At 63.7% G+C, this 19,795-nt stretch carries 25 protein-coding genes; 18 read left to right on the top strand and 7 right to left on the bottom strand.

Annotated elements, in window-relative coordinates:
• Positions 1 to 26: 26 nt before the first annotated feature.
• The 4 genes from D1223_RS17450 to D1223_RS17435 all read left to right on the top strand — a co-directional run bounded on the left by D1223_RS17450 (position 27) and on the right by D1223_RS17435 (position 3,557).
• Positions 27 to 368 (top strand): YXWGXW repeat-containing protein, encoded by a 342-nt coding sequence (locus tag D1223_RS17450; RefSeq protein ID WP_119377876.1) that lies wholly within the window; start codon positions 27 to 29, stop codon positions 366 to 368.
• A gap of 98 nt (positions 369 to 466) precedes the next feature.
• A complete protein-coding gene (locus D1223_RS17445) occupies positions 467 to 889 on the top strand; it encodes a c-type cytochrome (RefSeq protein ID WP_119377624.1) in 423 nt (140 codons plus the stop codon).
• A gap of 142 nt (positions 890 to 1,031) precedes the next feature.
• Positions 1,032 to 3,263: a copper-transporting P-type ATPase gene (locus D1223_RS17440; RefSeq protein ID WP_119377875.1), complete on the top strand. Its 2,232-nt coding sequence runs from the start codon at positions 1,032 to 1,034 to the stop codon at positions 3,261 to 3,263.
• An 18-nt stretch (positions 3,264 to 3,281) separates the two neighbouring features.
• Positions 3,282 to 3,557 (top strand): metal-sensitive transcriptional regulator, encoded by a 276-nt coding sequence (locus tag D1223_RS17435; RefSeq protein ID WP_119377623.1) that lies wholly within the window; start codon positions 3,282 to 3,284, stop codon positions 3,555 to 3,557.
• Positions 3,558 to 3,568: 11 nt separating this feature from the next.
• Here D1223_RS17435 and D1223_RS17430 read toward each other — a convergent pair whose 3' ends face one another.
• Entirely contained in the window at positions 3,569 to 4,405 is an 837-nt protein-coding gene (locus D1223_RS17430) for a sterol desaturase family protein (protein ID WP_119377622.1), read from the bottom strand.
• A 130-nt stretch (positions 4,406 to 4,535) separates the two neighbouring features.
• Here D1223_RS17430 and D1223_RS17425 point away from each other — a divergent pair, with 130 nt between their 5' ends.
• The gene (locus D1223_RS17425) at positions 4,536 to 5,192 is read left to right on the top strand and encodes a TetR/AcrR family transcriptional regulator (protein ID WP_119377621.1); all 657 of its coding nucleotides are present in this window, start codon (positions 4,536 to 4,538) and stop codon (positions 5,190 to 5,192) included.
• A gap of 72 nt (positions 5,193 to 5,264) precedes the next feature.
• Complete coding sequence (locus D1223_RS17420) at positions 5,265 to 6,044, top strand: DUF2189 domain-containing protein (protein ID WP_119377620.1); 780 nt, start codon at positions 5,265 to 5,267, stop codon at positions 6,042 to 6,044.
• 13 nt (positions 6,045 to 6,057) lie between these two features.
• On the opposite strand, the gene D1223_RS17415 is transcribed toward D1223_RS17420, so the two are convergent.
• Positions 6,058 to 6,558, bottom strand: coding sequence for a helix-turn-helix transcriptional regulator (locus D1223_RS17415; RefSeq protein WP_119377619.1), 501 nt, complete (start codon positions 6,556 to 6,558; stop codon positions 6,058 to 6,060).
• Positions 6,559 to 6,666: 108 nt separating this feature from the next.
• Here D1223_RS17415 and D1223_RS17410 point away from each other — a divergent pair, with 108 nt between their 5' ends.
• Positions 6,667 to 7,350 (top strand): cytochrome b/b6 domain-containing protein, encoded by a 684-nt coding sequence (locus D1223_RS17410; RefSeq protein ID WP_119377618.1) that lies wholly within the window; start codon positions 6,667 to 6,669, stop codon positions 7,348 to 7,350.
• A gap of 52 nt (positions 7,351 to 7,402) precedes the next feature.
• Here D1223_RS17410 and D1223_RS17405 read toward each other — a convergent pair whose 3' ends face one another.
• A complete protein-coding gene (locus D1223_RS17405; RefSeq protein ID WP_119377617.1) occupies positions 7,403 to 8,182 on the bottom strand; it encodes an outer membrane protein in 780 nt (259 codons plus the stop codon).
• Positions 8,183 to 8,443: 261 nt separating this feature from the next.
• Here D1223_RS17405 and dapD point away from each other — a divergent pair, with 261 nt between their 5' ends.
• The 4 genes from dapD to D1223_RS17385 all read left to right on the top strand — a co-directional run bounded on the left by dapD (position 8,444) and on the right by D1223_RS17385 (position 12,875).
• Positions 8,444 to 9,274, top strand: coding sequence for a 2,3,4,5-tetrahydropyridine-2,6-dicarboxylate N-succinyltransferase (dapD, locus tag D1223_RS17400; protein WP_119377616.1), 831 nt, complete (start codon positions 8,444 to 8,446; stop codon positions 9,272 to 9,274).
• A gap of 76 nt (positions 9,275 to 9,350) precedes the next feature.
• On the top strand, positions 9,351 to 10,781 hold the full coding sequence (locus tag D1223_RS17395) for an amidohydrolase family protein (protein WP_119377615.1): 1,431 nt from the start codon (positions 9,351 to 9,353) through the stop codon (positions 10,779 to 10,781).
• Positions 10,782 to 10,837: 56 nt separating this feature from the next.
• Complete coding sequence (locus D1223_RS17390; protein WP_119377614.1) at positions 10,838 to 11,281, top strand: hypothetical protein; 444 nt, start codon at positions 10,838 to 10,840, stop codon at positions 11,279 to 11,281.
• Between the two features lie 67 nt (positions 11,282 to 11,348).
• Positions 11,349 to 12,875, top strand: coding sequence for a S10 family peptidase (locus D1223_RS17385; RefSeq protein WP_119377613.1), 1,527 nt, complete (start codon positions 11,349 to 11,351; stop codon positions 12,873 to 12,875).
• A 16-nt stretch (positions 12,876 to 12,891) separates the two neighbouring features.
• Here D1223_RS17385 and D1223_RS17380 read toward each other — a convergent pair whose 3' ends face one another.
• Both D1223_RS17380 and D1223_RS17375 read right to left on the bottom strand, forming a co-directional pair.
• Positions 12,892 to 13,935 carry a sodium:calcium antiporter gene (locus tag D1223_RS17380; protein ID WP_199288229.1) on the bottom strand — a complete coding sequence of 348 codons (1,044 nt, stop codon included), beginning with the start codon at positions 13,933 to 13,935 and terminating at the stop codon, positions 12,892 to 12,894.
• 108 nt (positions 13,936 to 14,043) lie between these two features.
• Positions 14,044 to 14,298: a hypothetical protein gene (locus D1223_RS17375; RefSeq protein WP_119377612.1), complete on the bottom strand. Its 255-nt coding sequence runs from the start codon at positions 14,296 to 14,298 to the stop codon at positions 14,044 to 14,046.
• Positions 14,299 to 14,430: 132 nt separating this feature from the next.
• Here D1223_RS17375 and D1223_RS17370 point away from each other — a divergent pair, with 132 nt between their 5' ends.
• On the top strand, positions 14,431 to 15,426 hold the full coding sequence (locus D1223_RS17370) for a helix-turn-helix domain-containing protein (RefSeq protein WP_119377611.1): 996 nt from the start codon (positions 14,431 to 14,433) through the stop codon (positions 15,424 to 15,426).
• Here D1223_RS17370 and D1223_RS17365 read toward each other — a convergent pair.
• The gene (locus D1223_RS17365) at positions 15,423 to 15,893 is read right to left on the bottom strand and encodes a MaoC family dehydratase (protein WP_119377610.1); all 471 of its coding nucleotides are present in this window, start codon (positions 15,891 to 15,893) and stop codon (positions 15,423 to 15,425) included. The genes D1223_RS17370 and D1223_RS17365 overlap by 4 nt on opposite strands.
• A 117-nt stretch (positions 15,894 to 16,010) precedes the next feature.
• Between D1223_RS17365 and D1223_RS17360 the strand changes: the two genes are divergently transcribed.
• From D1223_RS17360 to D1223_RS17335, 6 genes are all read left to right on the top strand, one after another.
• A complete protein-coding gene (locus D1223_RS17360) occupies positions 16,011 to 16,505 on the top strand; it encodes a CinA family protein (protein WP_119377873.1) in 495 nt (164 codons plus the stop codon).
• Positions 16,506 to 16,520: 15 nt separating this feature from the next.
• Complete coding sequence (locus D1223_RS17355; protein ID WP_119377609.1) at positions 16,521 to 17,345, top strand: alpha/beta hydrolase; 825 nt, start codon at positions 16,521 to 16,523, stop codon at positions 17,343 to 17,345.
• A 66-nt stretch (positions 17,346 to 17,411) separates the two neighbouring features.
• A complete protein-coding gene (locus D1223_RS17350; protein ID WP_119377608.1) occupies positions 17,412 to 17,990 on the top strand; it encodes a hypothetical protein in 579 nt (192 codons plus the stop codon).
• A gap of 12 nt (positions 17,991 to 18,002) precedes the next feature.
• Positions 18,003 to 18,416 (top strand): DUF3052 family protein, encoded by a 414-nt coding sequence (locus D1223_RS17345; protein WP_119377607.1) that lies wholly within the window; start codon positions 18,003 to 18,005, stop codon positions 18,414 to 18,416.
• Positions 18,417 to 18,463: 47 nt separating this feature from the next.
• Positions 18,464 to 18,880: a hydrogenase gene (locus D1223_RS17340; RefSeq protein WP_119377606.1), complete on the top strand. Its 417-nt coding sequence runs from the start codon at positions 18,464 to 18,466 to the stop codon at positions 18,878 to 18,880.
• Positions 18,877 to 19,347, top strand: a complete 471-nt coding sequence (locus D1223_RS17335) for a GNAT family N-acetyltransferase (RefSeq protein WP_119377605.1) — start codon at positions 18,877 to 18,879, stop codon at positions 19,345 to 19,347. The genes D1223_RS17340 and D1223_RS17335 overlap by 4 nt, the downstream gene beginning before the upstream one ends.
• On the opposite strand, the gene D1223_RS17330 is transcribed toward D1223_RS17335, so the two are convergent.
• On the bottom strand, positions 19,348 to 19,794 hold the full coding sequence (locus D1223_RS17330; protein WP_119377604.1) for a cupin domain-containing protein: 447 nt from the start codon (positions 19,792 to 19,794) through the stop codon (positions 19,348 to 19,350).
• Position 19,795 lies beyond the last annotated feature (1 nt).

Here is a 19,795-nt window from a genome sequence, read left to right as displayed (position 1 = left end):
TGACACGTCTGCTGGAGGAATGAGACATGAAGCGAGGTCGCTTGAGCCTTCTGGTCGCGGGCGCTTGCCTGGTTGTGCTGGGGGGCTGTGCCTGGGGGCATCATGGCTATGGCCCACCGGGGCCGGGGCCCGGGACGCATGTCGTCTACATCCAGAAAGCGCCGCCGCCGTCGCGCCGAGTCACCATTCCGCCGCGCCCGGTGAGCGGGGCGATCTGGATCAGCGGCTACTGGGAATGGAGCGGGGTCGAGTTCCGCTGGGTCGATGGCTACTGGGAACGTAACCCGCCGCGCGGAAAGCGCTGGACGGCCGGCCACTGGGTCGAGACCCGCAATGGCTGGTACTGGAGCCCAGGCCGCTGGCACTAGCTGTAAACACCACGTCCTTGCACCGGAGGCGGTCCCTCATCCATAAGGAGAGTGACGGTGTCCCGCTTCCGCGGGCGCGCGAAAAAGGACCGCACATCATGAAGCAGTTTCCGAAAATGCGCTCAGCCGGTCAGGGGCTGGTTTTGCTGGCCGGGCTGACACTGCTAGGCCTTGCCGCCTGCAGCCCGCCGCCTGAAACCGCGCCGGAAGAATCGGCGGAAAGCGCGCCTGTGGATGCTGTCTATGACGATCCCGCGATGATCGAGAACGGCCGCGAGATCGCGGAGATGCAATGCGCGTTCTGCCATGCCATTGGCGCCGAAGGCGAAAGCCCGCGCACCGATGCCCCGCCGCTGAGATCGGTGCTTGCCGATTATGATCCCGACGCCCTCGCCGACGATTTCCGTGAAGGGATCCATGTCGGCCACAAGGACATGCCGGACTTCGATTTCGGCCCGATCGGCACCGATTCCGTGCTCGCCTATCTCATCTCGATCCAGGACGAACCAGCGGGCGGCTAGTCCTCTCGCTTGATCAGGCATTGCAGGCGGCCGCCGCTCAGCCAGTGCCGCAGGGGAAAAGTGCGTGTGCTTGAATATACCCCTAGGGGGTATTATGTCTGCTGCTTGCGAACACCGGACATCCGGTCAGGAGGCCTATGCCATGGCGCAAGAGCACACACACCACCAACATGATCACGGCCATAGCTGCCACCATCATGCGCACGCCGCGCCGGACAAGCCGGATGATGCCTATGACAATATCCCAGAGGACTATTCCGGCACGGTCTGGACCTGTCCGATGCACCCGCAGGTGCGCGAGACGTCGAATACGGGCTGCCCGATCTGCGGCATGGCGCTGGAGCCGGAAACGGTCACCGCCGAGCAGGATACGAGCGAACTCGATGACATGACGCGCCGCTTCTGGGTGGGGCTGGCGCTGTCGGCACCGCTCCTCATCCTGACCATGGGCGAGATGATCCCCGGCAGCCCGCTGAAGGACTGGGTGGATCCGAGCTGGGGCGCGTGGCTGCAATTCGCGCTCGCAACGCCGGTCGTGCTCTGGGCAGGGCTGCCTTTCTTCCAGCGCGGCTGGCAATCGGTAAAACGGGGTAGCCTCAACATGTTCACGCTGATCGCGATGGGCGTGGGCGTGGCCTACATCTATTCGCTGGTGGCCACCGTTGCGCCCGGCATCTTCCCGGGGTCGTTCCGGGGGCATGGTGGCAGTGTGGCTGTCTATTACGAGGCTGCGGCCGTTATCGTGACGCTTGTCCTGCTCGGCCAGGTGCTTGAGCTGCGCGCCCGCAACGCGACCTCCGGAGCCATCCGCGCCTTGCTCGAACTCGCGCCGCCAATGGCGCGGCGGATTGCCGAAGATGGCAGCGAGGAAGAGGTCGACCTGGCCCATGTCCAGGCCGGCGACCGGCTGCGCGTGCGCCCGGGCGAGAAGGTCCCCGTCGACGGCGAGGTTCTTGAAGGCCATGGCAGCGTGGATGAATCCATGGTGACGGGCGAGCCCGTTCCAGTCGAGAAATCGGCCGGCGACCGGGTAACCGGCGGCACGGTGAACGGCACCGGATCTCTGGTGATGACGGCGACGCATGTCGGTGAGGACACGTTGCTCTCGCAGATCGTTCAGATGGTCGCCGCCGCCCAGCGCTCGCGTGCGCCGATCCAGCGGCTCGCCGATGTCGTCTCCTCGATCTTCGTGCCGACAGTGATCGGTGTGGCCATCCTCACCTTCATTCTCTGGGCTGCCTTCGGACCGGACCCGGCCATGGCCTTTGCTATCGTCAATGCGGTCGCGGTTCTGATCATCGCCTGTCCCTGTGCGCTCGGCCTTGCCACGCCGATGTCGATCATGGTGGGCACCGGCAAGGGCGCCTCGAACGGTATCCTGATCAAGAATGCCGAAGCGCTCGAAACCTTCGAGAAGGTGGACACGGTGGTGGTCGACAAGACCGGGACGCTGACGCTCGGCCGCCCGGAGCTAATCCATGTCGAACCCGCTGAAGGCTTTGACGAGGCTGGGCTGCTCAGTCTCGTTGCCGCCGTCGAACGCTCGAGCGAGCACCCGCTGGCCGAAGCCATTGTCCGCGGCGCAGACGCCAAAGGCGCGCCCCGCAAGGACGCAAGCGGCTTTGAATCGGTTACCGGCGAAGGCGCACAGGCCAGCGTCGACGGACAGACCGTCGCCATCGGCAATCGTAAAATGATGGAGCGCATCGGCGGCTGGTCGGACGCGCTTGGCTCCAGCGCTGACCAGTACCGCGCCGAAGGCCAGACCGTGATGTTCGTCGCTGTCGACGCAAAGCCCGCCGGCCTCGTCTCCGTGGCTGACCCGATCAAGGAGAAGACGCCGGAAGCCATCAAGCGGCTTCACGCCGAGGGGCTGAAGATCGTCATGCTGACCGGCGACAATGAGAAGACGGCCCGCGCTGTCGCAGACAAGGTCGGCATCGACGAGGTCCACGCCGATGTGTCGCCCGAAGACAAGCACCGCATCGTGTCGGAGTTGCAGACGGGCGGCGCGCGCGTCGCGATGTGCGGCGACGGGATCAATGATGCGCCAGCGCTCGCCCAGGCCGATGTCGGCATTGCCATGGGCACCGGCACCGACGTCGCCATGGAAAGTGCGGGCGTGACGCTGGTCAAGGGCGATCTGATCGGCGTTGCCAAGGCGCGCGAGCTCAGCCACGCGACCATGCGTAATATCCGCCAGAACCTGTTCTTCGCCTTCGTCTACAACGCACTTGGCGTTCCCATCGCGGCGGGTATTCTCTATCCGTTTTTCGGCCTGCTGCTCAGCCCGATGATTGCGGCCGGCGCGATGAGCCTCAGCTCGGTCTCCGTGATCGGCAATGCGCTGCGGCTGAGAACCCTGAAGCTTTGACCCTCGCGAGGATGCAAGATGAAACCTGATACCCAGCAATCGGCCGTCCGGCGCCTCGCCCGGATTGAGGGCCAGGTGCGCGGCATTTCGAAAATGGTGCAGGAGGACAAGTACTGCATCGACATTGTCCGCCAGGTGCAGGCCGTGAAGGCGGCCCTGTCCGGCCTCGAACAGGTCATCCTCGCCGACCATATCGACACCTGCGTCGATCATGCGCTGAGCGCCAGCGATCTCGAAGACCGCCAGGCCAAGGTCGACGAACTCGTCGCCGTGCTCGGCGGCCGGAAGAAATAGGGCAGCGCGCCTCAGGCCTTTGCGGGAGCCTCCTTTTTCTGCGTCGGTGTGAGCAGGTTGAGCGGGTAAAAGGCTTCCTCCGCCCAGTGGGGCTGTTCGCCGGGCACGCCGTAGCGCGAGGGCTTGCCATCCGGAACGAAAAGCGTGCCGAACATCCAGTCGAATACGGACAGGCAGAGGCCGTAATTGCGGTACATCTTGCCGTTCTTGCCAAAGCCGTGATGGGCGTGATGCATGCTCGGCGTGATGACAATGTGCATGATGGCGCGGAAGGCAGGATACTTCAAAAGGGCCTGATCAAAGCGCCAGTGGGTGTGGGTCAGCAGATTCCAGACATAGAGAACAACCATTGAGATCGCCACGCCTGAGACCATGCCAAAATAGGTGAAAAGCGCGACCATCCAGATATGCGGGCTGAACAGGGCCCAGAAGATGTTCTGGCGCTGGACAACGGTGACATTGATCTCTGTCGCCGAATGATGGGTGCGATGAATCTTCCATAGCCACTCCAGCCAGTGGCCCTTTTTCTGGCCTTCATGCGACCAGCGGTGAACCCAGTAGAAGACAAATTCCAGCGATACGAAGCTGATCAGAACGGCCTGCCAGAGCGGTACGGTGGCGCCTGCGCCTGCAAAGGCCGGGACGAGCCAGGCGGCCAAGACGCCCATGCCTAGCCCGACAAGGGGGCGGGTCACCACCGAATTGACCACGAAACACAACGCCGTCAGCCCAAAGTCGCGCCGGGTGCAGCCCTTCAGCTGCCCCGTGACCGCCTCGAGGACGAGGATGACCAGCGTGGCGATATAGATCCACCCCGCATCAGCAAGCGTGAACGTGTCTTCGGGCATGGCCGTGTCTCCCTTCTTTCGGCAATCCAACACAACCAAATTAATTCACCCGCATTAATTTGGCAAATGAAAAGAAACAATATAGGGTAAATTCATGACTTGATCGTCATCATTTAAGGTGATCGCGTTAATGCCGAATACAAAGACAGAACAGCGGGATAGCCGTCACACAATCCTCGTGGCGGCGGAAAAGATGTTTGCGGACTATGGCCTCCATGGTGCGTCGCTGCGCCAGATCAGCGAGGCGGCCGGCCAGAAGAATACCTCCGCCATTCAATATCATTTCGGCTCGCGCGACCGCCTGGTCGAGGCGGTGTTTGCGCTGCGCATGGCTGTCATCAATCCCCGCCGGCAGGCAGCGCTGGACGAGGTCCGCAAGGCAGGCCGAATCCATGATGTCCGTGCCCTGGTGGAGGTGATGGTCTGGCCAATGGCCGAGGAGCTGCGCCCGCGCCCGGAAGGTAATCATTATCTCCAGTTCCTGACTCGGGCAGCCCGCGAGCGTCTGCTGGCGATTGAGCTTGCGCCGCCAGACCTGATGACAGCCTGGATGGAAACGATCACCCACCTGTCGGAGACCATGCGTTATTTTCCTGAAGCGATTGCAGAGGCCCGCCTATTGCTGGCCAGCGAGCAGTGCGTCTCCGCGCTGGCCTCTTTCGAGGCACGCGATATTGGCGCGTCGGCGGATTTCGAATTCGAGGTCGAGACGCTGATCGACATGATTGCCGCCGGGATATCGGCACCTGTTTCGCCGCGGGCGCTGGCGGCGCTGGAACGAGACTAGCTCATACGGACCCTTCCTGATTGGCGTTTGTGGAATCGCCCGCTAACCTTCTCAAAAAGCAAGGGAGGGGGCATGTCTGAACCGTTTCAGCTGCCGGGGATCAACCGTGTCCCGATGAACGCGCCGATGACCTGGCTGGCGCGCGGATGGCAGGATTTGTGGCGCGCGCCGGGCGTGTGCCTCGCTTATGGCGTGGGGCTCGCCCTCATCAGCTTTGCCGTGACGGCGACGCTGTATCTCACGGGCCAGTTCACATGGTTCCTTGTCATGGCGGGCGGCTTTCTGATTGTGGCGCCGCTGCTCGGCATGGGCCTTTACAGGGCGGCGGCCATGCTGGGGGAGGGTGAGGCGCCAGGGCTGGGTGACATGGTTTTTCCGAAGGGCGTGCTGCGGGCCGACACGGTCCTGCTGGGTGTCGCGCTGTTCGTGCTGTTCGGGATCTGGGCGGAGGCGGCCTACATCATCTACGGGCTGTCGACCTATTCGGTGCACACATCCGTAGCCGACTTCCTGGCCTTCCTGCTGACCACGCCCGAAGGACTTCGCATGGGCCTGATCGGCAGCGCGGTGGGCGGGGTGATCGCCTTCTTCGCCTTTACGCTGGTCGTCGTCTCCGCGCCGATGCTGCTCGCGCGCGACAGCGACGTCTTCATTTCGGTGATCACCAGCGCGCGCAGCGTCCTTGCCAACCTGCCGGTGATGCTGTTCTGGGCGTTCCTCATTGCAGCGCTGACGGCGCTCGGCATGGCGCTGGCGCTGGTCGGCCTCGTCATCGTGTTTCCATGGATCGGCTTGGCCAGCTGGCATGCCTATCGCGATCTGGTCCAGCACCGCGAGGCGCGCGCGGGTTAGGCGGGTTCCGTGTTCAAGCCGGTTGCAGCAGGTCTTCCAGGAAGAAGGCCGAGAGTTGGCTTCGCCCGGTGAGGCCTGATTTGCGGTACAGGCTGCGGGCCTGTTCGCGCACGGTTCGTTCGCTCGTGCCCCGGACCTGCGCAATCTCCTGATGGCTCAGCCCCTTGAGCAGCAGGAAGCCGATCTCGGCTTCCGCTTCTGTCAGCTGCCAGGCTTCGAACTGGCGTGTGATCGCGGCGGCCAGTCCCTGCAGGATGGCCTGATGTTCCGCACGCCAGCGCTCGGCATCGATCCGGGCCGTGTCGAGATCCACACTCACCCGACCGAAACGGTGCAGCATGGCCAGCATGCCGATGAGCGCGGCAACCAGCACGCTGCCTTCGAGGATCACGTGCAGCCAGCCAACGCCGTCGCGGCTGTCCAGCAGCAGGTCCAACGCGATCAGGACGGCGATCACGCCAAACACGGTTGCCGAGATCAGACGGATGAAATGGCTGCCCCTGTCATCTGACATGGCTGTCCCTCCAATGCACCAGGGCCGGATGGCCTGTCGAATGACGTATGGCGCAACACGGCTGGCGGTCCCATCAGAGAATTCACCTAATGAGGAAAGGTGAATGCCATGGCAGCGACATCAGCAACCGGCACCGAGCCGGAAAGAAAAACCATCAGGGTCTGGGACCCCATCGTCCGGCTTGTCCACTGGGGCGTCGTGATCGCGTTTTTTACCGCCTATTTGACGGGTGACGAACTGCCGGGCCTTCACACCTGGGCGGGGTATACGGTCGCTGTGCTGGTGGTGGTCCGCCTTGCCTGGGGTGTTGTCGGGACAAGGCATGCCCGGTTCGCCTCTTTCGTGCGTGGGCCCGCGGCTGTCCTTGGCTATCTGCGCGGGCTTCTGTCGGGAAAGGCCGAGCGGCATCTCGGCCACAACCCGGCCGGCGCTGCGATGATTGTCGCTCTCCTGATTTCACTGGCCGGCACAGCCGGCACCGGCATGGCGCTGCTGGCCGTGGAAAAGGGGGAAGGTCCGCTCGCCGGCATCATCGCGGTCGATGCGCCCGGTGCTGCTACGGATTCTGAGGCAGGTCGAAGCGTGTATGAGGACGATGATCATGACGAACATGAAGAGCACGGCGAATATGGCGAGAGTGAAGCGGGCGAAGTGATCGAGGGCCTGCACTCCACCTTTGTCTATCTGACACTCGTCCTTGTTGGCCTGCATGTGATTGGTGTGATCGCCTCAAGCCTCGCGCATGGCGAGAACCTGGTGCGGGCCATGATTACCGGCCGGAAGTCGTCCTAAAAGCAGGAACGCCCCGGCGCTTGAGGCCGGGGCGTCCTGTCGTTTCCTCAGTCTAGAGGCCGCCGAAGCGGTAGCGGGCCCCGATGGAGAGGATGTGCTGGGTGTTCTCGATTTCGAGACTGCCCGGGAAGAGCTGGTTCTGCAGCTCGATATCCTCGGTCGCCCGGTAGGCATATTCGGCATAGACGCCCCAGTCGGGGTTGATCGCATAGGTTGCGCCGGCCTTGGCCTGGTAGGCGAACTTGCTTTCGCTGCCATTGATGACGCCGATGCCCGACGGGTTGTAGGTCACTTCGACGTCGGCATAGCCGAGACCGGCACCGAGATAGGGCTCGAACGCATTGCCGCGATTGAAGTCATAATAGACGTTCACGAAGAGGCCGGTATTGGTGATGTCGCCCCGGCCATCGGCTACGACATCGGCGATGCTGACACCCAGCGGTGTCGGCGAGCCGGCGATTGCGGCGGCGTCCAGCGTGCCGATCGGTGAGCCGCCCAGGGCGACATTCTTGTGGGTGTCCACATCGGCGTCGGTGCGGGTGATCTCGATGCCCGAGCGCCAGCCTGTATCATAGCGCAGCCCCGCTTCCAGCGAATAGGCCATGCCGCTGTCGAACTCCGTCGTCCAGCCATAGGATGTGCCGGAGGCGACATCGAGGGTCGTCCCGTCGCCGAGATTGCCCGTGGTGAAGGCGCCTGTGGAGCCTGAATTGTCGGAATCGGACTGATTGTTCAGGCCGATGGAGCCGCCAATATACCAGCCATCGGCATGGGCGGTTCCGGCAAGCATGAAGGCGGCAGATGCGAAAAGAAGGCTTCTTCCAAAGGTCATCGGTTTCTCCTGTTAACCGTTGTTTTGCTCTCCCTCGATCCAGCGAACTAGATTTCGCATCGCGGCGATCAAGCCGATCGCGGCGCCTTGTCATTACGGTTTCGTTAGAAGAGGGAAGGCGGTCTCGCCGAATGGGCCATTCGCGAGAGAAGGGGATGACGCCCCCGGCCAGATGGACTATGTCACCGGCGACCTTGTGGCATGGCCTCAATCGCGATTGAACACGCCAGCACCTGAAAAGACCAAGACGGAGAGCGCGCCATGACCGCGAAGCTTGAAAGCATTATCGAAAAAGCCTGGGACGAGCGGGCCAATGTCTCTACCGACACCAAAGGCGAGGTGCGCGACAGCGTCGAGGAAGCGCTGGCGATGCTGGATTCCGGCAAGGCGCGTGTGGCCGAGAAGGGCGCTGATGGCGACTGGGTTGTGAACCAGTGGCTCAAGAAGGCTGTGCTCCTCTCCTTCCGCCTCAACGCCAATGGCCCGATCAAGGGCGGGCCGGACGGTTCGACCTGGTGGGACAAGGTGCCGAGCAAGTTCGACGGCTGGAGCGCGGATGACTTCGCAGCCTCCGGCCTGCGCGCCGTGCCGAGCGCCGTTGCGCGCCGCGGCTCCTACATTGCCTCCGGCGTCGTGCTGATGCCGAGCTTCGTGAACATTGGCGCCTATGTCGATGAGGGCACCATGGTCGATACCTGGGCGACGGTCGGCTCGTGCGCGCAGATCGGCAAGGGCGTGCACCTGTCGGGCGGCGCGGGCATTGGCGGCGTGCTGGAGCCGCTGCAGGCCAATCCAACGATCATCGAGGACAATTGCTTCATCGGCGCGCGTGCCGAGGTCGCCGAGGGCGTCATCGTGCGTGAGGGCTCGGTGCTGGCGATGGGGACGTTCCTGTCGCAATCGACCAAGATCGTGCACCGCCAGACCGGTGAGGTTTTCATGGGCGAGGTTCCGCCTTATTCGGTGATCGTGCCGGGCACCATGCCGTCCGGCGACAATAAGGGCCCGAGCCTTTATTGCGCGGTGATCATCAAGACCGTGGATGAGCGCACGCGCAGCAAGACCGGCATCAACGAACTCCTTCGGCCTTGACGTTGTTCTGGCGTCTTGACGGGCAGATCGAAGCAGGAGACAAGAGGTTTGTTACAAGTGTAGCGAATCAGCGAGAGTGTCCATCCTGATCACGATTTTCGGATTTGTCCGTCGGGCCGCCGTGGCGCTGTCATTCGTAGCAGCAGGCGTTCAGGGGCAAGTCGTTGCGCAAACCAGAGAGAACCTTCTCGCGCCTTATCTGGTCGCACCGGGCGACGACTTCCTGATCAATGGCGTGATGATCCCCGGTTTTGAGGACGATACTGGCCGCGTCCCCCGGGACATTCTGTTCCTGAACGGTCGGATAGCCGGACTGGGCGCTGCCGGAACGCTCGCGGCACCCGACCACGTCTTGCGCATAGACGGGCGCGGCAAGTCGCTGCTGCCCGGCCTTGTCGGCATGCATAATCATCTGCATATGCCCGGCGCGCCATCCATGGGCGATGTTGCGGCCCGCCTCTACCTTGCCTCGGGCGTGACGACGATCCAGACGGCCGGCAGCGCTGATCCGATTGGGGAGTTGAGGCTTGCCCGGGAGATTGAGCGGGGAACTGTCCCCGGCCCCCGAATCCTGGCCTCAGCGCCGTACATCACCGGGCCAGGCGGCAATGCGCCGATGGACAAGCCCGCCGATGCGGAGGCCGCGCGCCGCTTCGTGGACGAATGGGCTGATCGCGGGGTCAGCACAATCAAGCTCTACCGGCATACCGACTCCGACATCGCAGCCATCATCATCGACCAGGCGCACAAGCGCGGTCTGCGTGTGACGGGCCATCTCTGTTCGATCACCTATGCAGAGGCTGCCGAAATGGGCATCGATGGCCTGGAGCACGGCTTGCACCCGGCGAGCGACATGGTGCCGGACAAACCCCGTGGCGTCTGTGTGCCCAGTCTCGACGCAAAGGCAGCGATGGACATTGACGATCCGCAGATCCGCTCCCTGATCGAGACGCTGGTCAGCAAGGGTGTCGAATTGACGTCGACACTGGCCATCCTGGAGTCGCGTTTTCCGCATCGTCCGCAGGCAGATGAGCGCGCACTAAAGCTGCTTGCGCCACAACTGGCCGACGCCGCCCGCGCGCGGACGAAGGCGATGAATGAGAGCGCAGCAACGCCATCGACTGACCCGGCCTATTGGAGCCTCCTGACGGCGTTCGAGCGCCGCTTTGTGGAGGCGGGCGGGCGGCTGCTGGCGGGGCCGGATACCGGGCGCCACGTCTTGCCGGGCCTTGGCGATCAGCGAAACTTCGAGCTCCTGCGGGAAGCAGGATTCTCGACCTCGCAGACGATTGCCATCATGTCGCTCAATGGTGCGCGGGCGCTGGGCCTCGATGATGAGATCGGGCGGATCGAGCCGGGCTATCGGGCTGACCTGGTCCTGGTCGTTGGAGACATTGAGGCGGACCCGGCGGCCATTCGCAACATCGAAATCGTGTTCAAGGCCGGACGCGCATACGATCCGAAGCGGCTGACAGACGGGCTCGAGGGCCGGGTCGGCCTGCCATAGGTCGCAGGAATGAACCGGGGCTGGAGCTCGGTGAGCGATCTGCCTATGGATGTCCTATGGCAGGCAACCCTGACACCCTCACCCGGCCATCGGCACTCGCCATGATCGGTGATCCTGCGCCGGAAGAGGCCGGTCGGTGGGAGGTGCACCTGGCATACCGGCTGGTCTCGTCGAACTCCGTCGTCGACCTCCGGGCCATCGCGGATTTCGTCCAGATCGACAGTGCTTTCAGCGGACAGACCACCGTGGATTTCCAGATCGGGGATGTCACAAAATACAGCGTCGAGGCCGATGTCGAGGGTGAGCTGACCGGCAATCTCGTCCTGCTCGACCTGCATATGCATGAGGGCACGCTCAGCGTTTCCCCCTTTTTCTGTACCGGCGAAGCGAAGACCGAGGGCGAGCGCTATGAGGGCAAATGGCATATGCCCTGCCTCAAGCCGGATACGTGCGGCTGTGAGGGTGACGACGGCTACTTCTCGCTGACCCGCGTCGGATAGCGCCCTTGCCCGCCTGCTGATTAGCGTGTGAATGGAGCCATCCGAATTTGAGTTGAGGGGATCGATCATGCGCAGATTTCTGGTGGCCTGCCTGGTGGCGACGTCGGCGGCGGGTCTTGCCTGGGCCGATGAGGCTGGAGCAGACAAGGCCGAAGCGGCGGCAGAGCCCATCCCCGAACCGGTGATGTTCGAGACGGCCCATCGCGGCACGTTCAACGGCACGCGGGTCAACTACACGGTCGAGGCCGGCGAAACCTATATCGACAATGAAGATGGCGAGCCGGCCGCAAGCCTCTTCACCATCTCCTATGTGAAAGAGGGTGCGGGCCCGCAGCGGCCTGTGGCCTTCGTGTTCAATGGCGGGCCGGGCTCGGCCTCGGTCTTGCTGCATCTTGGACTGCTCGGGCCAAAGCGCGCCGTCGTTGCGAGCAATGCCGACGCCGATGATGGCGCAGCGCCCTATCGCATGGTCGACAATCCAGAAAGCCTGCTCGATGTCTCCGACCTTGTCTTCATCGACCCGGTCGGCACCGGCTTCAGCCGGGCCATCGGTGAGGGTGAAGGCAAGGATTACTGGAACGAGGATGGCGACAAGGGCTCGATTGCCGAGTTCATCCGCCTCTGGCTGAACAAGCACAAGCGCTGGAATGCGCCGAAATACATCATTGGGGAAAGCTTCGGCACGACGCGCGCGGCCTATCTGGCCGAAGAATTGTCGACCGGGGATGTCGATATCGCCCTCAATGGCCTGCTGCTGATCTCGCAGGCGCTGGACTATCAGGGCTCGACCTCGGTCCACGACAATGTCTATTCCTACATCACCTACCTGCCGAGCATGGCGGCGGCCGCGCAGTATCACGGCAAGGCCGGGCAGGGCGTGCCTCAGGACCAGTTCCTGGCCGAAGCCCGCACGTTCGCGCGTGACGACTATGGCCCGGCCCTGCTGAAAGGTGCGCGGCTGACGGAGACCGAGCATGCGCGCATCCGCGACCGGCTTGCCTACTTCACCGGCCTTGATCCGGCCTATATCGAGACCTCCGACCTGCGCATCCTGATGCCGCGCTTCCAGAAAGAGCTGCTGCGCGATGAGGGCCTCGCCATCGGGCGCCTCGACGGTCGCTATGCAGGCGATGAAGCCGATGACGCCGCCGAAACCCCGTCCGGCGACGCGGCGAGCTATTTCGTGTCCTCGGCCTATTCGGCGCTGATGAACCAGTACCTTCTCGGTGATCTCAAGGTTGAGATGGACCGGCCCTATATCGCCTCCAGCGGTGAGGTCGGCAGCGGCTGGAAATACGGCCCGGAGGATGGCGCCTGGGAACCGCACTATGTGAATTCCGCCCGGCAGCTGACCACGGCCATGCGCCGTAACACGGCGATGCAGGTCTGGGTGGCGAATGGCTATTACGACATGATCACGCCCTTCTTCGATGCCGAGATGACCTTTGCGCGCTATGGTATTCCGCAGGACCGGGTGACGATGAGCTACTATCCGGCCGGCCACATGATGTACCTGCACGAGCCGTCTCTCGAAGCGATCAGCGAAGACATGCGCGCCTTCCTGCGCGGCGAGCTGGAGGATGCACGCCCCTGACAGGGGGCGCTTTCGATCAGCCCAGGCTGACCTGCACCGCCGCGAGACCGAAATAGGTGACCAGGATGGCCGCACCCTCGAAGCCAATGCCGCGGCGCTCGCGCATGATCAGGCCCATCAGGAGGATGGCGGTGATGATGATCGCACCCATCATCATCAGTCCGTCGGCCTGCGACATCGCATGATAGATCGAGCCATCGCGATAGGCCGCATCCGACAGGGACAGGAAGAGGACGTCGAAGGTGTTGCCGCCGATGATCCCGCCGACTGCCAGCTGCAGCGCACCGCGCCGCACGGCCGCCATCGTCGTGACGAGTTCGGGCAGGGAGGTGGCAACCGCGGTCATCAACGCGCCGACCACGGTCTGCGAAATGCCGAGTTCCACCGAGATCGTCTCGCCGGCCCGCGCAATGGCGAAGCCGCTGACGGCAAGGATCAGGCTGAGCCCGGCAAATGTCGCGGCCATCAGCCAGAGCGGGCGGGCATGGGCGGCGGCTTCATCAGGGGCATCGGCGCGGGTTTCGGGCGTGCTTTGCGGGCGCCACATCGGCGTGTTGTTCAATGACACGGCGGCACGCGCCCCGAACAGGTAGATCACGAAGAGCAGGATGGAGACCGGGTGGATCGCGAACAGCGTGACCGGCGGAGCATAGGCCGCGCCAAGCGGCAGCGCCACCATCAGGACGAGCATCGCCGCCATCAGGAGGTTGTTCGCGTCAGCGGCGGCATGCTCAAGATTGGCCCGCCGGTGCAGCATGTCAGCGAGGACGAGGAAGGTCGTCTGCGCGGTGATCCCGCCAACCGCATTGGAGAGGGCGAGCGACGCCTGTCCATCCAGCGCGGCGGTTACCGACGTCACGATGCCGGAGAGCGATGTGCTCCCCCCCAGCAGGACCCCGCCAAACACCGCTTCGCCAAGGCCTGTCCGGTCGGCCAGCCGGTCGGCTTCACCGGTGATCGCGACACCGGCCAGCGTCACCACACCGGCGGCGGCGATCAGGATTGCAATGGCGATTTCGAGCGAAATGGACGGACCTCTCCTGGCGAACCGGACACGCAAGGGCAATGTCTTCAGGGCACGAAGGTTCCGCCCGGACGAGAGCGCCAAGAGCGGCTGCCCGGCATGGCCCCTCGTTACAGGCCAGCCGGGCAGCCCAGCGGCCGCGGCCTATTTCGCGATGGGGTTGCGAACGGCGCGGCGCTGTTCCTGCAGCTCCAGAGTGGTTGCGTGTTGCTCAAGGACCCCACCGGCCAGGCGGTAGCATTGCACCGCGTCTACCGCTTCGCCGGTGTGAAGCCCGGGTTCGTCCGAGATGATGCTGGCCGCGCCGATGATCACGGGCGCAAGGATCGAGGCGGTGAGGACCGCGAGGACCAGTTCTCTTCCCAGCCCAGCCAAGCGGCTCGTGTTCACCTGGGTCATCTCTCGTCTCCTCTGCAGGTTCCGTCCTTGTCTGCATCGAAACTAGGGGGTTGAAGCCGGCGCCTGTATTGGCAATAATGCCAACAGTTGGTGGATTTTCGCCAAAGTGAGGCCCGACACGAGGAGGAAGCCATGGCTGACGGCGCCGCAAAGCCGCACCGCATCGTGACCCTCGTCTATGACCGGTTCTGGCCGTTCGAGTTCGGGATCGCGGTCGAGGTATTCGGCTGGTCGCGGCCGGAAATCCTCGGCATCCCCTGGTATGACTTCAAGGTCGCCGGTCCGGGCGGGCCTGTGCGAAGCCTCGGCGCTTTCTCGCTGACGCCGGATCATTGCTATGACATTGCGGCTGAGGCCGACACGCTCATCGTCCCGGCCTGGCGGGAGGTCGATGAAATCCCGCCGGACGACGTCCTCGAGGCGGTTCGCCGCGCGCACAAGGCGGGCGCACGGATCGTTTCCTACTGTACAGGTAGTTTCGTGCTCGGGCATGCCGGCCTGCTGAAAGGGCGACGGGCAACCACGCACTGGCGCTACATGCAGGGCTTCAAACAGGCCTTTCCCGACACCAAGGCGACCGAGGACGTGCTCTACGTCGATGATGGTGAGATCATTACGTCAGCAGGCAGCAGCGCGGCCCTCGATGCCAGCCTTCATATCATTCGCACTGACTTTGGCAGTGAGATCGCCAATCGCATTGCGCGCAGCCTTGTCACGCCGCCCCATCGCGAAGGCAGTCAGGCCCAATACATCGAAGCGCCTTACCAGGAGCGGGCTGGCCAGTCTGTCGCTGTTGTCCTCGACTGGGCCCGCGAGCGCCTCGATCAGGTCATCGAGATTGGCGAGATGGCGGCCTTCTCCGGCATGAGCGAGCGCACCTTCCTGCGCCGCTTCCGAGAGGGGACGGGTACAACGCCGCTAAAATGGCTACGCCGCGAGCGCGTCCTGCGGGCAATGAGCCTGCTGGAAAAGACGCAGCTTCCGCTGTCTGATGTTTCGCACCAGTGCGGGTTCGGTTCCTTCGAGACCTTCCGCGCCGCTTTCCGAGAAATTGCGGGCATCACCCCGCACGCCTATCGCAAGCGCTTCGAGTGCGGGATCAGCCGGGCCGGGGCGCCGGCCGACTAGTCCTCGACAGGCGCGTCCGGGTCGCGCACCCGGATGAGGCCATTGCCGATCATGCTCATGACCAGCTCGTCATCCTGGTTGAAGACACGTGTTTCGGATTTGGTAAGCCCCATATCGGGCCGGCTCTTCATCCGCCGTTTGGAAATCAGCTCCGACTCAGTGCGCAGCGTGTCGCCCGGATAGACCGGCTTGATCCATTTCAGCTCGTCAATGCCGGGTGAGCCAAGGCCGGCCTGCGGCTCGCCGGCCTGGAAGGTCTCGACCATCAGGCGCATCGTCATCGCCGCCGTATGCCAGCCCGATGCGGACAGCCGCCCGAAAAAGGTCTGCTTTGCAGCCTCGTCATCGAGGTGGAAGGGCTGGGGATCGTACTTGCCCGCAAATTCGATGACTTCCTCGCGCGTCACCTCATAGCTGCGCGGCGAGCGCGTGATGGTACCGATTTCCAGATCCTCGAAATACTTCATTCCCTGTCCTCGATGGTTTCCTGAAGGCCCTAAATGACGAAGCGCCCGCCTTCCGCCAAGCCTGACGGTACGGCAGTCCGGCTTGCCAAGGCGCGGGGCGGCTGCTTCAAGCGGTGGATGAATACACTTCTTCCCATCGCAGCCGAGATCGGCGAGCGGCTGAAAGCGCGTGGCGAGACCGTCGCCATATCCGAATCGTCGTCTGGCGGCCTGATTTCGGCGGCGCTGCTGGCACAGCCGGGCGCATCGGCGTTCTATCGCGGCGGCGGTGTCATCTATACGCCGCAGGCCTTTCGCGGACTGATGGGGCTTGGCCGGGCCGACATCGAGGGCATGCGCTCATCGACCGAGCCCTATGCCCGCGTCCTGGCGCGTACCATTCGCGGCAAGCTGGACGCCAGCTGGGGCCTTTGTGAGACCGGTGCATCCGGGCCGTCCGGCAATCCATATGGCGATGCCGCTGGTCATACCTGCGTCGCGCTGATCGGCGAAGACGAGACCGGCCCGCTCGAACTGTCCCGCACGCTGGAGACGGGCTTGTCCGATCGCGAAGAGAATATGCGCCGGTTTGCCTATGAGGCGCTGCAACTGCTGCACAACGCCTTGAGCTGAACAAGGAGAACGCCCATGGCCGCGACTGAAAGATGGACCTCCGGAGCGCCGGTTGTCGGCTATGCCTGGCCAGCAGACCAGCCGAAAGCCAACCTGTTGCTGCATCATGGCTATGGCGAATATGCCGAGCGGTTCGTTACGGGCCATGGCGGCCTTATTCCGGCGCTGAACGCGGCCGGGATCAGCGTCTATGCCTATGACGCCATCGGCCATGGCCGCACACCCGGTCCGCGCGGGATGATCGACCTGAAACGGGCCGTCTCGCACCATCTGGCCGCGCGCAAGACCCTGGCAGGCGATCGCCGCCCGCTCTTCCTGTTCGGCCACTCGCTCGGCGGCCTGGTGACGGCGGCCAGCGCTGCGCACGATCCTGACGGAACAGCCGGCGTCGTGCTGAGCGCGCCCGCCTTGGAGATCGACGTCAATCCAGTGCTCCGTGCGATTGCCGGGGCCGTCGCGGCCATCGCGCCGACAGCCCGTCTGACCCCGCCGCTGGACGCCGATGCCATCTCCCGCGACGCCGCTGTCGTCAACGCCTATCGCGACGATCCGATGGTCATAAAGCGCGCACCGGCTGCCCGGACGGGAGCGACGGCCTTCAAGGTACTCGATCGGGCCTGGCGCGAATTTGAGGGCTGGCAGCTGCCAGTGCTCGTCATCCACGGCGATGCGGACCGGCTCGTTCCGATCAGCGGCAGCCGCCGCTTTGTCGAGACGGTGCCGGCCAGCGACAAGACGCTTGAGGAATTCAAGGGCGGCTATCATGAGCTGCTCGACGACACCGACCGCAAGCGGGCGATGGAGACGGTGCTCGGCTGGCTGCGCGCGCGCCTGAATTGAACGCCGCCTTGACCCCGGCGCCGCGACGGACCTTACTGGCCGGCAGGCTGAGATGAGGGGGCAGGCGTGAAAATTATCCGGAATATTCGACGTGCCGGCCTGATCGCCGCCGCCGTGCTGGCCCTCGGCGCCGGGCCAGCGCTGGCCTGCTCCTGCGCACCGGCCGAAAGCGCCGAGGCCCAGGCGGCCGGGTATGACCTCGTCGCCGTGGTCACAGTCGGCGAAAGCTGGGCGCTGGAATCCGAGAGCGAGACGGCGGAGGCCGAGGCGTACAAGTCGTACCAGGACGAGAAGGCCGAGGCGCTACGGACCTATGCAGAGGCGCTGGCGGCGGGCGAGGATGTGCCGCCGCTGGCGGACTTCATGGACAATTTCTACAGCCAGTCCACCTACCGGCCGGCGCCTTATGTGATCGGGTCGCACCTTACCATGATGCATGTGCAGAGTGTGCTGAAGGGTGAGATGTCGCGTCACGTGGTCGTGAAATCGATGGACCCCGGCATGCCGGCCTGCGGCGTGCGCTATCGCCCGGGGGCGCAGGTGCTGTTGCTGGCGCAGGGCAGCAATGGCGTCTACCGCACCTCGATGTGCGACCGGGCGCAGTTCCCGCTCGAGGATTTTGAGGCAGCTCTCAACACCGAGTAGGAGGCAGGACGAATGGCCCAGACCGCCGGATATTCAGGAAAGCCTCTGGCACAGAAGCTGGGCCTGAAAGACGGTATGCAGGCCGCCGTGATTGCCGCGCCCGAACAGTATGACGCGCTGATCGACGCCTTTCCGGTCACCCATGTGCCGGCCTCCGACAGGCTGGAGGGGGACTGGGCGTTCCTTCATCTCTTCTGCCGCGAGACCGCCGACCTCGAAGCCGGACTGGCGCCGGTTTTCGCGCATCTGGCGGAAGGCGGAATGATCTGGGTGTCGTGGCCAAAGAAATCCTCGAAGCTGTGGCGCGACATGACCGAGGACGATGTGCGCCGTGTGGCGCTGCCTATGGGTCTGGTCGATGTGAAGGTCTGTGCGGTCGATGCCGACTGGTCGGGCCTCAAGCTGATGCGTCGCAAGAAGGGATGAGTGAGCCCCCTGCTTGCCTCCGCGTGACGAATAACAGGGAGGAAGACATGACAATTCAAAAGCGGTTTCTGGTGCTGGGGGCGGCGCTGTTCCTGCTCGGACTGGTCTCCGGCCTGCTTCCGGGGATCATGGCCAATCCCCGAATGGGCCTGTCGGCGCACATGCAGGGGCTCACCAATGGCATGTTCCTGATCGCACTGGGCGCAGCCTGGCCGCATGTTTCGCTGGGCGAAAAGCTCGAACCGCTCTGCTTCTGGCTCCTGGCTTTCGGGACGGTCGCCAACTGGCTGGCGACAAGTCTTGCGGCTTTCTGGGGCACGGGACAGCTGACGCCGATTATTTCGCCGGATCCCACGGCGCCGGGATGGCAGGAAGCGATTGTCTCGGTTATGCTGCTCTCGCTGACGCTGGCCATGCTGGCGGGGACAGCGCTGGTTCTTGCCGGATTTCTGAGAAAGACATGAAGATCCGCCCCTACCAGCCTGAGGATGCCGGCCGCATGGAAGACATCTTCCTGCGAGCGGTCCGCAAGATCGGCCGGGAATTCTATTCAGCCGAGCAGGTCGCGGCCTGGTCGGGCCCGCGCGTCAGTGCCGAACGCCTCGATGGGCTCTATTCCGACGGCCGGGTAACCTTCATCGCGACGGACCGCGAGGACCGGGCCATCGCCTTCAGCGACCATGCCGCCGACGGTCATATCGACATGCTCTATTGCGATCCGGCCTTTGCCCGGCAAGGCGTTGCGACGGCTTTGCTGGAAGCAGTGGAAAGCAATGCGCGCTCTGTCGGGATCGACCGGCTATTCACGGAGGCCAGCGAAGCGGCAAAGCCTGTCTTCCGGAAGGCGGGCTTTCTCATTCTTCGCCGCCGGGAGCTGAATGTCGACGGCGTCTCGATCCACAACTGGGCGATGGAGAAGCGGCTGGCCTGATCAGTAGGGCGTTCCGTCCTCATGGCGGTAGATGCCGTCCGGGCCGACCTTCATGTCGAGGCCGGGATAGGTGCAGCCATCCATCTCGTTCCGGTTGCTGACAACGAGAAAGACAAGGTCTTCGCTGCCTTCATTCCGAATATGATGGGCCTCGCCCCCGGCCGGGAAGGCCGCCATCTCCCCCGGTTTCAAAATGTCCTCGCCCTTGCTGGTGACGAGCCGGCCTTCGCCTGAAAGGATGATCACGAATTCATCCTCATGGCTGTGGTCATGCATCTGGCTCGACCATGTGCCCGGCGGGATGGTGCAATAGTTTACGCCGATCAGGCTGAGACCGCCCGCATCGCCGACGGGCTTCCAGCGCCGCGCCTTTACCTTCATGGCATGTGGATCGGGATAATTCGTACCGCTCTTTTCGGGCACAGCGGCAAGGTCGATCTTGGGCATG

Origin of the sequence: Henriciella mobilis, assembly GCF_003576285.1 — a bacterium.
GTDB lineage: Bacteria > Pseudomonadota > Alphaproteobacteria > Caulobacterales > Hyphomonadaceae > Henriciella > Henriciella mobilis.
This window is presented reverse-complemented; position numbering and strand designations above follow the sequence as displayed.

What these genes read in the sequence shown, in the direction of transcription:
- D1223_RS17450 (WP_119377876.1), top strand. Translation starts at nt 27, where the DNA reads ATGAAGCGAGGTCGCTTGAGCCTTCTGGTCGCGGGCGCTTGCCTGGTT.
- D1223_RS17445 (WP_119377624.1), top strand. Translation starts at nt 467, where the DNA reads ATGAAGCAGTTTCCGAAAATGCGCTCAGCCGGTCAGGGGCTGGTTTTG.
- D1223_RS17440 (WP_119377875.1), top strand. Translation starts at nt 1,032, where the DNA reads ATGGCGCAAGAGCACACACACCACCAACATGATCACGGCCATAGCTGC.
- D1223_RS17435 (WP_119377623.1), top strand. Translation starts at nt 3,282, where the DNA reads ATGAAACCTGATACCCAGCAATCGGCCGTCCGGCGCCTCGCCCGGATT.
- D1223_RS17430 (WP_119377622.1), bottom strand. Translation starts at nt 4,405, where the DNA reads ATGCCCGAAGACACGTTCACGCTTGCTGATGCGGGGTGGATCTATATC.
- D1223_RS17425 (WP_119377621.1), top strand. Translation starts at nt 4,536, where the DNA reads ATGCCGAATACAAAGACAGAACAGCGGGATAGCCGTCACACAATCCTC.
- D1223_RS17420 (WP_119377620.1), top strand. Translation starts at nt 5,265, where the DNA reads ATGTCTGAACCGTTTCAGCTGCCGGGGATCAACCGTGTCCCGATGAAC.
- D1223_RS17415 (WP_119377619.1), bottom strand. Translation starts at nt 6,558, where the DNA reads ATGTCAGATGACAGGGGCAGCCATTTCATCCGTCTGATCTCGGCAACC.
- D1223_RS17410 (WP_119377618.1), top strand. Translation starts at nt 6,667, where the DNA reads ATGGCAGCGACATCAGCAACCGGCACCGAGCCGGAAAGAAAAACCATC.
- D1223_RS17405 (WP_119377617.1), bottom strand. Translation starts at nt 8,182, where the DNA reads ATGACCTTTGGAAGAAGCCTTCTTTTCGCATCTGCCGCCTTCATGCTT.
- dapD (WP_119377616.1), top strand. Translation starts at nt 8,444, where the DNA reads ATGACCGCGAAGCTTGAAAGCATTATCGAAAAAGCCTGGGACGAGCGG.
- D1223_RS17390 (WP_119377614.1), top strand. Translation starts at nt 10,838, where the DNA reads ATGGCAGGCAACCCTGACACCCTCACCCGGCCATCGGCACTCGCCATG.
- D1223_RS17385 (WP_119377613.1), top strand. Translation starts at nt 11,349, where the DNA reads ATGCGCAGATTTCTGGTGGCCTGCCTGGTGGCGACGTCGGCGGCGGGT.
- D1223_RS17375 (WP_119377612.1), bottom strand. Translation starts at nt 14,298, where the DNA reads ATGACCCAGGTGAACACGAGCCGCTTGGCTGGGCTGGGAAGAGAACTG.
- D1223_RS17370 (WP_119377611.1), top strand. Translation starts at nt 14,431, where the DNA reads ATGGCTGACGGCGCCGCAAAGCCGCACCGCATCGTGACCCTCGTCTAT.
- D1223_RS17365 (WP_119377610.1), bottom strand. Translation starts at nt 15,893, where the DNA reads ATGAAGTATTTCGAGGATCTGGAAATCGGTACCATCACGCGCTCGCCG.
- D1223_RS17360 (WP_119377873.1), top strand. Translation starts at nt 16,011, where the DNA reads ATGAATACACTTCTTCCCATCGCAGCCGAGATCGGCGAGCGGCTGAAA.
- D1223_RS17355 (WP_119377609.1), top strand. Translation starts at nt 16,521, where the DNA reads ATGGCCGCGACTGAAAGATGGACCTCCGGAGCGCCGGTTGTCGGCTAT.
- D1223_RS17345 (WP_119377607.1), top strand. Translation starts at nt 18,003, where the DNA reads ATGGCCCAGACCGCCGGATATTCAGGAAAGCCTCTGGCACAGAAGCTG.
- D1223_RS17340 (WP_119377606.1), top strand. Translation starts at nt 18,464, where the DNA reads ATGACAATTCAAAAGCGGTTTCTGGTGCTGGGGGCGGCGCTGTTCCTG.
- D1223_RS17335 (WP_119377605.1), top strand. Translation starts at nt 18,877, where the DNA reads ATGAAGATCCGCCCCTACCAGCCTGAGGATGCCGGCCGCATGGAAGAC.
- D1223_RS17330 (WP_119377604.1), bottom strand. Translation starts at nt 19,794, where the DNA reads ATGCCCAAGATCGACCTTGCCGCTGTGCCCGAAAAGAGCGGTACGAAT.